Source organism: Lactiplantibacillus daowaiensis, from assembly GCF_005405085.1.
GTDB lineage: Bacteria > Bacillota > Bacilli > Lactobacillales > Lactobacillaceae > Lactiplantibacillus > Lactiplantibacillus daowaiensis.
On record NZ_BJDJ01000017.1, the window covers coordinates 68245 to 80744 of the forward strand.

12 protein-coding genes are annotated in these 12500 nt (G+C 43.8%); 5 read left to right on the forward strand and 7 right to left on the reverse strand.

What is annotated here, in order from left to right; genetic code table 11:
- Positions 1 to 20 precede the first annotated feature (20 nt).
- On the forward strand, positions 21 to 170 hold the full coding sequence (locus FFM75_RS13975; protein WP_171001482.1) for a hypothetical protein: 150 nt from the start codon (positions 21 to 23) through the stop codon (positions 168 to 170).
- A 195-nt stretch (positions 171 to 365) separates the two neighbouring features.
- On the opposite strand, the gene FFM75_RS10540 is transcribed toward FFM75_RS13975, so the two are convergent.
- On the reverse strand, positions 366 to 629 hold the full coding sequence (locus tag FFM75_RS10540; RefSeq protein WP_171001487.1) for a Txe/YoeB family addiction module toxin: 264 nt from the start codon (positions 627 to 629) through the stop codon (positions 366 to 368).
- Positions 622 to 891: a type II toxin-antitoxin system Phd/YefM family antitoxin gene (locus tag FFM75_RS10545; protein ID WP_137629138.1), complete on the reverse strand. Its 270-nt coding sequence runs from the start codon at positions 889 to 891 to the stop codon at positions 622 to 624. Before FFM75_RS10545 ends, FFM75_RS10540 begins: the two co-directional genes overlap by 8 nt.
- Before the next feature lie 86 nt (positions 892 to 977).
- On the opposite strand from FFM75_RS10545, the gene FFM75_RS13980 reads away from it, so the two are divergent.
- The 3 genes from FFM75_RS13980 (at position 978) to FFM75_RS10555 (ending at position 5139) form a co-directional block, all read left to right on the forward strand.
- Complete coding sequence (locus FFM75_RS13980; protein WP_171001483.1) at positions 978 to 1121, forward strand: hypothetical protein; 144 nt, start codon at positions 978 to 980, stop codon at positions 1119 to 1121.
- Between the two features lie 315 nt (positions 1122 to 1436).
- Positions 1437 to 2882 carry a branched-chain amino acid transporter BcaP gene (locus FFM75_RS10550; protein WP_137629139.1) on the forward strand — a complete coding sequence of 482 codons (1446 nt, stop codon included), beginning with the start codon at positions 1437 to 1439 and terminating at the stop codon, positions 2880 to 2882.
- Positions 2883 to 3111: 229 nt separating this feature from the next.
- Complete coding sequence (locus tag FFM75_RS10555) at positions 3112 to 5139, forward strand: KUP/HAK/KT family potassium transporter (protein WP_137629140.1); 2028 nt, start codon at positions 3112 to 3114, stop codon at positions 5137 to 5139.
- A gap of 42 nt (positions 5140 to 5181) precedes the next feature.
- Here FFM75_RS10555 and FFM75_RS10560 read toward each other — a convergent pair whose 3' ends face one another.
- Positions 5182 to 6213, reverse strand: coding sequence for an AI-2E family transporter (locus tag FFM75_RS10560; RefSeq protein WP_137629141.1), 1032 nt, complete (start codon positions 6211 to 6213; stop codon positions 5182 to 5184).
- A gap of 455 nt (positions 6214 to 6668) precedes the next feature.
- Between FFM75_RS10560 and FFM75_RS10565 the strand changes: the two genes are divergently transcribed.
- The gene (locus tag FFM75_RS10565; RefSeq protein WP_137629142.1) at positions 6669 to 7796 is read left to right on the forward strand and encodes a vitamin B12 independent methionine synthase; all 1128 of its coding nucleotides are present in this window, start codon (positions 6669 to 6671) and stop codon (positions 7794 to 7796) included.
- Positions 7797 to 7856: 60 nt separating this feature from the next.
- Here the strand turns inward: FFM75_RS10565 and FFM75_RS10570 are convergent, their stop codons facing one another.
- The 4 genes from FFM75_RS10570 to FFM75_RS10585 all read right to left on the reverse strand — a co-directional run bounded on the left by FFM75_RS10570 (position 7857) and on the right by FFM75_RS10585 (position 12399).
- On the reverse strand, positions 7857 to 8321 hold the full coding sequence (locus FFM75_RS10570; protein ID WP_137629143.1) for a DUF7000 family protein: 465 nt from the start codon (positions 8319 to 8321) through the stop codon (positions 7857 to 7859).
- A gap of 9 nt (positions 8322 to 8330) precedes the next feature.
- Positions 8331 to 8702 (reverse strand): DMT family transporter, encoded by a 372-nt coding sequence (locus tag FFM75_RS10575; protein ID WP_137629144.1) that lies wholly within the window; start codon positions 8700 to 8702, stop codon positions 8331 to 8333.
- 14 nt (positions 8703 to 8716) lie between these two features.
- The gene (locus FFM75_RS10580) at positions 8717 to 9025 is read right to left on the reverse strand and encodes a DMT family transporter (RefSeq protein ID WP_137629145.1); all 309 of its coding nucleotides are present in this window, start codon (positions 9023 to 9025) and stop codon (positions 8717 to 8719) included.
- Positions 9026 to 9201: 176 nt separating this feature from the next.
- Positions 9202 to 12399, reverse strand: coding sequence for a BspA family leucine-rich repeat surface protein (locus FFM75_RS10585; protein ID WP_223876666.1), 3198 nt, complete (start codon positions 12397 to 12399; stop codon positions 9202 to 9204).
- Positions 12400 to 12500 lie beyond the last annotated feature (101 nt).

The following is a 12500-nucleotide window of genomic DNA, read 5'->3' on the forward strand; positions in this document are numbered from 1 at the left end:
TCGTCATGGAGGCTGAAATTATGGTTGCATTGTTCGGGATTCATGGGCTCGGGCCGATTCGCTTGTTTCATTTAAGCGAACGCGTTGCCGGCCCTAAAGGTGCCATTGGCATTTTACTGATTATCATTCTGTTAATCATCGCTTACCGCCATTATCGACGGGAACACTAAATAATGGCTTTGAACGACGCTGATAATTCAAAACATTTAAGCTGACCATCAGTAGATTGACCTTAATGGTGCAATTAAACTTGGTCAGTTTTTTTATTGACGTCCTACATGATGCTATAACTTTAAATAGATAATCAAGCCGCCGCAGTAGCTAAACGAGAATCCCTCAACTAGCTGCTACTGAGGGGGCATCCTTCACTTATTACCATAGTGCGTACGACAGGCTAAAATGGTTATTTGCTGTTCATCGACCCCGTAAATCAACCGATCCTTTTCATTAACACGTCTGGACCAATATCCCTGAAAGTTCCCATGTAATGGTTCTGGCTTTCCAATCCCGCTAAATGGTGTCCTAGACGCATCCTTTATTAACAAATTAACACGCTTTAGGGCTTGCTTATCGTTCTTCAGTAACCACATATAGTCTTCCCATGCATTATCCGTAAACAACTTATTCATCGTCATCAGCTGACGCCAATAAATCATGCTGGCTGACTTTACCATGTTTGGCTTGTACTAAAGATTCCTGTAGCCAAGACAAGTTGGCTGGGTTACTCAAAATATACTGATTTTCTACCATATTGTTATATTCAGCCTCTGAAATCAAAACAGCATTTTGTCGGTTCTTACGTGTAATCGTAATTGGTTCAAAATCATCGGTAGCCTTGTCCATATACGTTTTCAATTCTTTGCGAAAATCACTAAAAGTAGTTGCTTCCATCCTTATTCGCCTCCAATTATATTTATCTTCTCGCCACCAAGTGTACATGATTAAGTACAACCAAATCAAATAAAATGATTGTCCATATGTATATTCTTGGCACGTATACCCTTAATTATGGTATTGCCATTTTAGACGCCCAACAAAATCAACAGCCAACGCCAAAAATCCGTATCGATTTTATCATCTTGTTAATCATCGCTTACCGCCATTATCGACGGAAACACTAACATAACCATGCTCGGTCAACGTTTATTCGGCGTTGACCGATTTTTTTAATTATTGGCAAAAATTAACCTAACAAAAATTATTTTAATATGACCGGCGCTTGAGCCTTAGCTTCCCTCACTTAAGCCCCAGTTTTGACTTGGTCAAAATTGGTTCAATAATTATCAAGCAACGTCCAAATACCCGCTAATTAACCAATTTTAATCATTTTTAGCTATTTTAACCATAGAATAAGTTTAATTCAGTTAAGTTAGCTGATTCAAATTTTGTCAATCCGATTAGAATAGGAGCCACTAAATTGAAATGGGGCGAGTATCATGGATCTTACGCATACACATTTGCTTCGTAAAAAAGATATTGGGGCCATGTTGGCGGATTATCATAGTCCGCTAAAAAAGGAACTCAAAACTTTCGATTTAACCATGCTCGGAATTGGGGCCATCATCGGGACCGGGATCTTTGTTCTAACGGGGACTGGCGCCTTAATCGCCGGTCCCGGCTTGATGATTTCCTTCGTCTTAGCCGCCATCGCCTGCTTATTCGCATCGCTATGTTACGCCGAATTCGCCGCGATGGTGCCGGAAAGTGGCTCCGCTTATACCTACTCTTACACCACGCTTGGTGAAATTGTTGCCTTCATTATTGGTTGGGACTTAATGCTAGAATATCTATTCGCCGTTTCAACCGTCTCGGCTGGTTGGTCTGGTTATTTCCAATCATTTCTAGCGGGGTTTGGCTTAAAGCTCCCAACGATTCTTACCGCGGCGCCGGGCTCAGTCGCCGGGGTGACGACTTATTTCAATTTACCAGCCTTTGCGATTATCATGTTGATCACCTTACTCTTGTCACTGGGCGTCAAAGAAACGAAACGTGTTAATGACATTATGGTCGTCATCAAGTTAGCCGTGGTCGTCCTCTTCATCATTACGGCCGCCCGCTTCATCAAGCCGGCTAATTGGACACCACTCCTGCCCTTTGGGATGAAAGGCGTCTTTGGCGCCGCTTCAAGCGTGTTCTTTGCCTTTATCGGTTTCGACGCCATTTCATCTAGTGTTGAAGAAACTTTGGAACCGTCTAAGACCTTACCAAAATCAATGCTCTTATCTTTAGGCATTTGTACCGTGCTTTACGTCGCCGTTTCCGCTATTATGACCGGCGTTGTCCCCTTTAGAATGTTCGCCAAATACATCGACCACCCCATCTCAGCAGTCTTAGTTTACTCCGGTCAAAACTGGTTGGCTGGCGTCGTCGACTTAGGGGCCATTCTAGGGATGACCACTGTTATGCTCGTTTGCCTATACGGCCAAACCCGGATTTCATTTTCAATGTCACGTGACGGCTTATTATCGCCACTCTTCAGTCGCATCAGCCCCAAGTCTGGCGCTCCAGTTGCCTCGACTGTCTTATTCGGTTGCGTTGCCGCCGTTATCGGTGGCTTCATTCCATTGGCGGACTTAGCTGAATTGGTCAACATCGGGACATTGACAGCCTTTGTACTCGTCTCATTTTCTGTTTTACGACTACGCAAGACGCAACCAAACCTACGTCGACCATTTAAGACGCCGTGGGTGCCATTTGTACCGATCATGTCGATTATTAGCTGTGTCTTCTTACTCATCAACTTGAAACCAGTGACTTGGTTACGGTTCGTAATTTGGTTAGCCATTGGGATGATTGTTTACTTTAGCTATTCGATCAAGCATTCTAAACTTGGTAATGCCCAAGCCGCAGCAGCCGTTAATGAAGATAAAACAACTAAATAAGTCCTAGCGAAAAGCCACAGCCGGATTACCAGCTGCGGCTTTTTTATGAGTCATGATGCGTTGGACTCACAGAGGAAAAGCCCCAGCACCAGTCTGGTTACTGAGCTTACCAAAAGCGGGCTCAATTTTGCATAAATTAATTAATTTTCATTCGGATAAAGCGCCACTATTTTTGAAAACGAGTATCCTAATAGTCACAACTGAATGCCAAATTCTGGGGGCCATTAAAATGGAAAAGCAACGAATCCAGACGCGGTCAATCTTTGGCATGCTCATCACGTTAGGTGTCGTTTATGGGGATATTGGAACGTCACCACTTTACGTTATGAATGCCATTATTAACGATGCCGGACCACTAAAAAAAGCCACGCCAAGTTATGTGCTTGGCTGTGTCTCATTGATCTTTTGGACATTAATGTTAATTACGACGGTCAAGTACGTCTTGATTGCCTTACGTGCCGATAACCACCATGAAGGTGGCATTTTTGCGTTATACGCCTTAGTTCGTAAGCAAGCCAAGTGGCTCATCTTACCCGCCCTAGTTGGGGGTGCCGCACTATTAGCTGATGGTACCCTGACGCCTGCAGTGACGGTGACTTCCGCTGTCGAAGGGTTAAAAGGCTTACCAAATATGGCCGGTTTTAGTCAACATCCGCTATTGATTCCGTTAACCGTAACCGTGATTTTGTTTGGCTTATTCATGATTCAAGGTTTTGGGACTGCCGCTATTGGTAAATCTTTTGGCCCCATCATGTTGCTCTGGTTTACAGCCATTGGCGTCGTTGGCCTAGTCAATATTGGGCATGCGCCCATGATTTTAAAAGCATTCTCGCCACTTTACGCGCTGCAAGTGCTCATCAGCCCGACAAATAAAATTGGGATTTTCATCCTCGGCAGCGTCTTTCTCGCCACAACGGGTGCCGAAGCGTTATATTCCGACTTGGGACATGTTGGTAAAGCTAACATCGATGCAACTTGGCCCTTTGTTTATCTGATGTTAATTCTCAACTACCTTGGTCAAGGGGCCTGGATTTTACAGCATTATCAATTAGCTGCCTACCGCGATGCCGTCAATCTTAATCCCTTTTATGCGATGATTCCGGCCAACTTACAAGTCGCCGCCATTATCCTGGCTACGCTGGCCGCCATCATTGCGTCACAAGCACTGATTACCGGTTCATATACATTAGTCGACGAGGCCATTGGTCTGAAGTTCTTACCGCGCATGATCATCAAACATCCCAGTCAAGTCCGGAGCCAAATCTATATTGGCGCAGTGAACTGGATGCTTTGTGGCGTGACTTTAGGCATCGTCTGGTTATTTCAAACCTCGGCCCACATGGAAGCAGCTTATGGCTTAGCAATTACGATTACCATGCTGATGACAACCTTACTCCTGACCCAATTCGTGAAGATGCATGGGCATCAGCTAGCCGCCCTGGCGTTATTATTAGGGTTTGGCACCTTGGAGTCGATTTTCTTAATCGCTAGTCTCACCAAATTTATCCATGGCGGTTACTTAACGCTCGGCTTGACCTTTGTGATTTTCTTGATTATGGTCATCTGGTACTTCGGCAACAAACGCCGGCTGCTCTATAATCGCGACCAGGAACAAGTCAGCCTACTCGATTATCGCCAACAATTAATTCAACTGAGTCATGACGATAGTATCCCATTATTTGCGGCTAACCTCGTTTATTTAGCCAAAGTCGACGCGACTTATCACGTTAAGCGCTCGATTCCGTACTCGATTCTCGACAAGCGACCGAAACGCGCTAAAGTCTACTGGTTCATCACGATCAATGAAACCAATCAACCATATGATTGTAACTACACCGTCGACATGCTCGGGACCCGTAACATCGTTGAAGTCCAATTGAATCTAGGATTTAAAAAATCACAACATGTCACGATCTACTTACGCGAAATCGTCAATGATTTGATTGCCAAGCAAATCATTGACCCCCAGCATCCCCATTACGGTACGGTCAAACATCGCCAAGTTGGTGACTTTAAATTTGTCGTTCAAAATCAACAGATTATGGACTTAAGTAGTTACCCAACGATGCGTGAGTTCGACCGGTTCCTCATTGGCGGTCGCGTCCTCTTACAAAACATTACGCCGTCAGCTGCCATTTGGTATGGGCTGGAATTCAGTGATGTCTTGGAAGAGACGATTCCATTATTCACGACTCCGGCAACGGAAAATACGTTGACCAATCGGGCCGTACGGCATCAAATTCAGCCGCCACAATAAATAAAACCAGCTTAGCGCTAAACTAAGCTGGTTTTTTAACACCTATTTTGACACGATTCGTTTCGGCTTTTCAGAATCTTGAACACCTAAAATGTCTAAGAAGAAGGCAACGATTGGAATCCCAACGATCAAACCCCAAGCACCTAGCAGACTTTCCATAATAATCAACGTAATAAAAGTGGCAAAGACGGGTAAATCCGTCCGATCCGCCATTAAGCGTGGGTGCAAGAAGTAAGATTCAAACGCATGGATAATAATCACTAATACGATGATTTCAACGACTCGAATCAACCCACCAGAAGCAAAGGCTAGTAACGTCAATGGAATCATCGACAACAAGACCCCGGCAACCGGCACCAGCCCTAAAATAAAGACAATGATCGATAGCACCATGATACTTGGCATCCCAATAATCACGAACCCAATCGTCATTAGGAGTGTATTGATCGTACAAATGATCAATTGCGTTTCGATAATCTTACCAAGAATTAACACAAACTTCCGGGTCAAGAAATACACGTTATGAAAGAACTTACTGAATTTCGAACTTAAGAATTGGCGGCCAAAGCTAACCATCCGCCCACGTGTCAGGCTGAAGATAAAGCTTAAAAAGATTGCCATCAACACGTGGGTAAACCCAGTCCCAATCTGACCAGCCTCTTTAATCCCAGTCAGTAAGAGTGACTTACCATTTTGAATTAGCTCACTACTATGAATCGCTTGATTGATCCATTTATCAATATTTTTATTCAAGACCGGATGATTTGTGATGGCTTTAGCCAGCATATCCGGAATGACTTTAAGTTGCGTCACTAGTGTCGGTGCTGCGTATGACAGCGCCCCGATAAAGACGCCGATCACCACGACATAAACAATGATCACCGCGATCCAATACGGGATATGGGCCTTTAAGTTCAACCAGTGACTAACTTTTACCGCTAAAAAGGCAAAAATCACTGTCAACAACACCACGGTCGCAAATCCCCGCATCAAGTAAATAATCACGATTAAAAATGCCAACGTCAAATACATATCCACATCATCGCGCTTCAAAAACCGGATAATTCGATCCATAAACGAGCCCCCAAAATCTTTTGCTAATAGTCATTATAGCATTGCCCTACCGAAAACACGGGGTCATCCCCCTCGCTTAATGGAAACTTGACTTTCAAAATCAGAACCGGTAGAATGAGTTCAACATTAAAGAACGATTAAAAGATGAGTAAACTAAGGCAACCGTTTAGCGAGCATCGGGGTGGTGAAACGATGTCGGTCCCTTAGTTGAAGATGGTCTTCGTTACAACGTTATATCAGTGAATGCTGTGCACAAACTGGTATCGACCTAACTGCCCGTTATCGCAGTTGCGGATCGTGCACTAGGCACCGTCCGTTCGAGGAAACGTGGTGTAAACCCGTTTTGAATCCAGGTGGTAACCCGGCCTAACCGTCGTCCTGATTGACTTTAGTCAATCGTGGACGGCGGTTTTTTTCGTTCTCAACCTAACTTTAATGAATGAGGTGCTTTAACTATGACAGAATCAACTTTAACACGACCATTTCGCTATGACGTGGTCGGTAGCTTATTACGACCAACCGTTTTAAAACAAGCGCATGCCCAACTCGCCGCTGGTGAAATCACTGCCGACGAAGCCTTAACGATTCAACAAACTGAAATCAAACGTATTGTCGACGAACAAGTTAAACTCGGTCTACATGCAGTCACTGATGGCGAATTTTCACGTAGTTGGTGGCATTTAGACTTCTTATGGGGCTTAACTGGTGTCGGCAAGTACGACTATCATCAGAGTTACAAATTCAAAGGTGATCACACCCGGACCGATAATGCCGAACTCGTTGGCAAAATCGCTTATAATCCCGACCATCCCTTCTTTAAGGCCTTCACTTACTTACAATCAATCGTTCCTGATGGGGTCTTAGCCAAACAGACGATTCCATCACCTACCATGCTCTTCCGGGATAATCGGAGTGATAACTGGTCACAATTTTACGATAGCTGGGACGCTTATTTGACCGATCTAGCAGCTGCTTACCACGCGACCATCCAACACTTTTATGACCTTGGCTGTCGCTATATCCAATTAGATGACACGACTTGGGCATTTCTAATCAGTCAGCTTAACAATACGGATCTAAGTGCTACTGATCACGCCCACTTTGAACAAGTCGCTAAAGATAGCGTCACCGTCATTAATGCGGCATTACAAGACTTGCCAAGTGATTTAACCGTTACGACGCATATTTGCCGGGGGAACTTTAAGTCAACTTACCTCTTTTCTGGTAGCTACGATGTAGTCGCTAAATACTTAGGCCAACTCAAGTACGACGGCCTATTCTTGGAATACGACAATCAACGCGCTGGTAACTTTGATGTCTTAGACCAAATTTGGAATGGTGATGCCAATAAACGCATCGTCTTAGGTTTGATTACGTCAAAGTTTCCACAACTAGAAGACACTGAACAGCTTAAAGCCCGGATCCAAGAAGCTGCCATTAAAGTACCACTAGCCAACTTAGCACTATCGACACAATGTGGGTTTGCCTCAACTGAAGAAGGTAACCAACTAACCGAAACTGATCAATGGCACAAGCTCCAATTAGTCATTGAAACGGCTAAAGCGGTTTGGCCAGAAGCTTAGCAGCCAACAAAAAAACGATAATCACGACGTCAATTAACGTCGTGATTATCGTTTTTTGATTTAGCTTTCAAGTTGGATAATCGCCTGTTCAAGTGCCGCCGCAGTTGTGCAGGCTTGCTGCAAGACTTGTGCTGTCATGGCTTCACGATGGTCAAAATCTAGTGCCGTACATAGCGGCACGACGACAATGGCATAGTCATGTTGTGGTTCATCGGTTTGATGCCACTTACTGGCTTTAAAAGCCGCATAATATGTCGTTGTTACTGCGGCATTCTGTCCCATCAACCACAATTCTAATCGCAATTGTGCATGATTCAACACCAAACCAAATCGTAACTTACGAACCCGCAAAGACGCATTAAAAAATGGAACGTAAGTGTAATCCAAGTAACCTAATGACAAATTCCCGGTTTGATAACTCGCTGGTAACTGACGCTTTAGCGTTGTCACATATTGTACTAACATTTTATACGTTCGCTGTAGTTCACCTGATTGTAGTTGTGCTTGATACTGTTGTAAGTCCATCACATTCGCCTACTCACGGGTCGTCCGTGAACGCCACCGCCGTGCTGGCCGCGGACTGCTCGCTTTGACCGGCATATTTAATAAAATCACACCAATAATAATTGCCATAAAGCCAACCGTTTTAGGACCGGTTAAAACTTCACCAAAAGCCCAAATGCCAACCAATCCCGTAATCGCTGTCCCAACGCCAGCCCAAATGGCATAGCCGACGCTTAACGGAATCTTTCGTAAGGCTAACGAAAAGCTAAAGATAGCTAAGCCGTATAATAACATACCAGCCATGCCTAACCATAAGTGACTAAATCCAGCCGAGACTTTTAATAAACTCGTCCCCACGATTTCGACCCCAATTGCTAACACTAATTGCATCCATGCGCGCATTTCGCCGCCCCCTTTTAAATGTTAAGTAAAATTGCCCCAATCACAATCGCCATTAAGCCGCTAATTCGAGCGACACTCAAGCGTTCTCGATAGACAACGACCGCTAAGATAACCGTTGCAACGGTCCCTAAACCGGCCCACAAGGCATACGTTACCCCGAGTGGTAAGCGTTGCATTGCTAACGTTACTAAAACTAACGAACTAAAATAACCTACTAACACCATTACGCTTGGTATCAAATTTCGAAATCCATTTGCTTTTTTCAAGAAAAAGCTCCCGATAACTTCCATTAAAATACCACCAAACAATAAGCTGTATGCCATGTTTATCACCTCGCAAAAAAATTCAGCTGTCCTACCATTCTACTGGAGGAATATATAAAACGCAATCAAAAAGATACGCCTGGCTGATTACAGTTTGATGACAAAATTGATCGACATAAAAAACGGGGACTCGTTGGTTCACGAATACCCGTTTTCAAATGTTAGTTTAACTTGATTTAACGCGGCTGTTTCCGGCGGCTGCCTAACCAACTTAGCCCACTCAATAATACTAGGCCTAACACTTGCCACCAAGCGCCTGGTTTGGTTTCCGACGTCACTGGTAACGTCGTCGACTGGGTCTGCTGCTGTGCTGGTGCTTTAGTCGATCTGTTAAGACTAGCGGTTGAATCAGCCGAAGCACTCAGTTGCTTAGTTCCCCCAACCTGCTTAACAGCCGGTGACGACTTATCAGCGCTGGTTTGCTGACCGGTTACAGTTGGCTGCTTTGGTATGCCGGGCTTTACCGGTGTTGGTTTCACCGGTACTGGTTTGGTTGATTCTGGTGTCTCCGGTTGTGGATCTGGCTTAACACCTTCGTTACCCGTTGGATTAGACGGCTGTTCACCGGGGTCTTCTGGTGTCGGTGGTACTACCGTCGACGCAACCACTGTCACCGTTGCAGTTGCCGTAATTGGCGTTAGCATTGGATTTTTAGCATAACGATACGTGACGTGATACACGCCTGGTTGTTGCCAGTTGACTTGCCCCGTAACCGTTAAGTCGGTCAAAGTAAGTGGTTGACCATTATAATCCGTCGCCACAACTAAGTTATCACCTGCTTGCCAAGCTTGCCCTGCCGTCAGTTGGCTGTTTTTCACTTGCAGTTTTGCTTGATTGGCTAAAATGGTCACATTGGTCACTTGCTGCTTAAGCTGGCCAGTCCCATCCGTAAAACTAAAGGTGACGATATACTGGCCCGCATGCTGCGCATCGATTTTAGTGACAACTTGATGGGTCTTCGCATTGGTGATCCGATAGTCTAATGCTGTAACGACTTGGCCAGACTCATCTTGCGCGCTAGCTTGATGTAACCCGACTTGCCACTGGCTCTTTTTGTCTGCAATCAATGTCACATCTTTAGCGGTAATGCCACTTTGTGACGCTAAGACCGTGACCCAAGCAATAGCTGTTGCGGTATGGCCCTGGTCATCGGTATATTGATACGTAATTTGATACTTGCCCGGTGCCGTTAACGGTCCACTAGTACGTGCCAACCGTTGTGATGGTCCGATTGGGGTAACCGTTGTCAACACGTGTTGATAATCAGTTAATGGCCGGCCTAATTCATCGGTCACACTGGCTAAGTTATCTGTCGGTTGCCAAGCAAATGTCTTGGGACCAGCATAAAACGTTAAGTTGGTTTCTTTCAAGGCGAGTTTAACCCGATAGCGGACATGGACTTGGGTCGTCTGCTGAACCGTATAATCGCCTGCTTTTGTCTGATACGTATACGTTGCGGTATAGTCCCCAGGGTGCGTCAAGTCTAACGGCTGATTCCAGGTTACTTTTAAATCGGCTAGCTGCAACGGATTACCTAGCTCATCAGTACCACCTTTGAAGTTAGCCGCAACCGACCAGTTAGGGTCATCATCAATGTACAGTGATACTTTAGCTTGATCAACATTAACAACTGGTACGCTAGACCGTAAGTACGTCATCGTTTCCGCCGGTGCTTGCCCTACAGCATACAACGCCATTAACGCATCCGATGAGCGACCCTGCTTCAAGTCAGTAGTTGGATACCACTGACTTTGATAACCTGTGGTACTGGTTATCGTTGGTAGGTTCACATTGCCAGAATCATCCTTTAAAACCACTTGCGGGCCGACAGTTAATTTGGTTAAGGCAGTTGTCCCGGCTAGAAAATCTTGGAGCCCTGAAGTTTGTTCAGTGACAAAATAATCTGCAGAATTCATAGCATTGACAAGCTCCTGATAACTCGTAAGTGCTAATATTTTTTTGCTATAAAACATCTCAAATGATTGCGTACTAGCCATATTAAAATGGCTAATATCCAAACTGGTTAATGCACTATCGTTCAAAAAGAGCCAATTAAAAGCAATCATCTGTGACGTATCAATCCCAGATAAATCAATACGCTTTAAACTGCTACAATTAGCAAAAGTTCCCCACAGCATACTTTGCTGCGTTGAATTAAATTGTGACAAGTCCAAAGTCAATAAACTACTACAATTAGCAAACATAAGCGCGGCTTCGGTTAACGAATTACCTCGGAAGGAAGCTAGATCAACCGTTTGCAATGACGTATCTCCGTAAAACATCCAATCCATATTCGTCACATTTTCAGTTGCAAATGAAGATAAATCTAAATCTACCAAAGCTGTACAAAACGCAAACATTCCTGACATATCATTGACCCGACTCGTGTCAAAGTTAGCCAATTTCAAGTTAACTAAGTCCGTACAATTAGCTAGCATATAACTCATATCTACTACTTGACTGGTATTCAATCCACTTAAGTCTAAGTCGGTTAAGCTAGTACAATCACTGAATGTCTCACTCATATCTGTTACTGCACTTGCATTTACGTTACTAAGATTGAGGTCTGCTAAATTCGTACAACTACTAAACATATTCTTCATATTAGTTAAATTGCCAATGTTTAGATCATGCATATCAATGGCCTTCAAGCCAGTGCAACTGCTGAAAAAGCCACTCATATCTGTTACATTTGAAAAATTGGCTTGACTTAAGTCGATATTAGTTAGTCCTGTACAACCACTGATAAAGTGACTCATATTTGTCACTTTACTTGCATCAACTTGACTTAAATCTACACTAGTCAGACTAGTGCAGCCGCTTAGTAGGCCACTCATATTAGTTACCTGACTAGTATCAGCTTGACTCAAATCTACGCTGGTCAGACTAGTACAACCACTTAGTAGGCCACTCATATTAGTTACCTGACTAGTATCAACTTGACTCAAATCTACACTGGTCAAACCAGCACAGCCACTTAGTAAGTCACTCATATTAGTTACCTGACTAGTATCAATTTGGCTCAAATCTATATTAGTCAATCCAGTACAGCCACTAAATAATGCCGATAAATTCGTTACATTGCTCGTATCCAATGGACTCAAGTCAACAGTAGTCAATCCGGTGCAATCTTTAAACATACCTGATAAGTCCATCAATACCGAGCTTTTTATAAAGCTCAGATCAATAGCAGTCAACCACGTACACCCTTCAAATGTATTGGAAAATATACGAGCTTCAGAAGTATCTAATAAACTTAAATCAAGATTCGTCAGAGATATACATTTAGCAAACATCGCACTAAAGTCAAAGACCTCTGATGTATCAAATTTAGATAAATCAATGGTTTTTAATGATTGACATCCTGAAAACATGCCCTCTACTAAATCAAGTCTGACACTAGGGACTGTCTGAAAACTAAAAATTCAGGTATAATCTGAGGAAAAACGAATCGAGGCATTCCGATGACAACACC